General features: G+C 76.4%; 1 protein-coding gene. It reads left to right on the top strand.

Annotation, left to right across the window (positions count from 1 at the left end):
• Nucleotides 1–1,300 (top strand): S1C family serine protease (locus ACFW1I_RS38355; protein ID WP_384678808.1); only part of this gene is annotated, 1,300 nt, incomplete at its 5' end.
• Nucleotides 1,301–1,394 lie beyond the last annotated feature (94 nt).

The following is a 1,394-nucleotide window of genomic DNA, read 5'->3' as shown; positions in this document are numbered from 1 at the left end:
GCGGGCGGCCCCGCCCCCGCCCCCGCCCCCCGCGCCCCCCCCCCCCCCGCCGCGGGGCGCCGCGCCCCCGGCCCCCGCCCCCGGGGGGGCGGCCGCGGGCGGGGGGGCCGGGCCGCCGGCGCCGCCGACCGTGCCGGCCTGGGGCGAGCCCGTGCCGGCCCCGCCGGTGGAGCCCGCCCCGCGCAAGCGCTCCGGCGGGCTCGTCGCGGCCGTCCTGGTGGCGGCGCTCGTGGCGGGCGGCATCGGCGGTGGCATCGGCTACTGGGCCGCCCAGCGCGAGGACGACGGCCCGGCGTCGACGACGGTCTCCTCGGGCGAGGCCCCGGCCTCCTTCAAGAGGGACCCGGGCACGGTCGCGGCGGTCGCCGCGAAGGCGCTGCCCAGCGTGGTCACCATCCAGGCGAAGTCGGGCGACGCGCAGGGCGACGGCGGCACCGGCACCGGGTTCGTCTACGACCAGGAGGGCCACATCGTCACCAACAACCACGTGGTGGCGTCGGCGGCCGAGGGCGGCACGCTCTCCGCGACCTTCTCGGACGGCAGGACGTACGACGCCGAGGTCGTCGGCCGGGCCGAGGGCTACGACGTGGCCGTGCTCAAGCTGAAGGAGGCCCCGAAGGGGCTGAAGCCGCTGCCGCTCGGCGACTCGGACAAGGTGGCGGTCGGCGACTCGACGATCGCGATCGGCGCGCCCTTCGGCCTCTCCAACACGGTGACGACCGGCATCATCAGCGCCAAGAACCGCCCGGTGGCCTCGGGCGACGGCGGCGGCAGCAACTCGTACATGAGCGCCCTGCAGACGGACGCGTCGATCAACCCGGGCAACTCGGGCGGTCCGCTGCTGGACGCGAGCGGCGCGGTGATCGGCATCAACTCGGCGATCCAGTCCACCGGCGGCGGCTTCGGCCAGTCGCAGGCGGGCTCGATCGGCCTCGGCTTCGCGATCCCGGTCAACCAGGCGAAGGCCGTGGCCGAGCAGCTGATCAAGACCGGCAAGCCGGTCTACCCGGTGATCGGCGCGACCGTGAACATGAACGAGAAGGGCGAGGGCGCGACCATCGCCCAGCAGGGCGCGGGCGGCACGGCGTCGGTGACGCCGAACGGCCCGGCGGCCAAGGCGGGCCTGCGGGCCGGTGACGTGATCACGGGCTTCGGGGACCACCCGATCGACAGCGGCCCGTCCCTCATCAGCGAGATCTGGACCCACAAGCCGGGCGACTCGGTGGAGATCACCTACGAGCGCGACGGCAAGGAGGCGAAGACGACGGTCGTCCTCGGCGAGCGCACCGGCGACAGCTGACGAACGCGCGCGTGGGGACGTGAGAACGGCGCCGGGGGGGCTCCCCCCCCCCCGGATCACCGGCCCCCCGGGGTGAAACCGCCCCCCCCCGCCG

Origin of the sequence: Streptomyces sp. NPDC058955 (assembly GCF_042741435.1) — a bacterium.
GTDB lineage: Bacteria > Actinomycetota > Actinomycetes > Streptomycetales > Streptomycetaceae > Streptomyces.
This window is presented reverse-complemented; position numbering and strand designations above follow the sequence as displayed.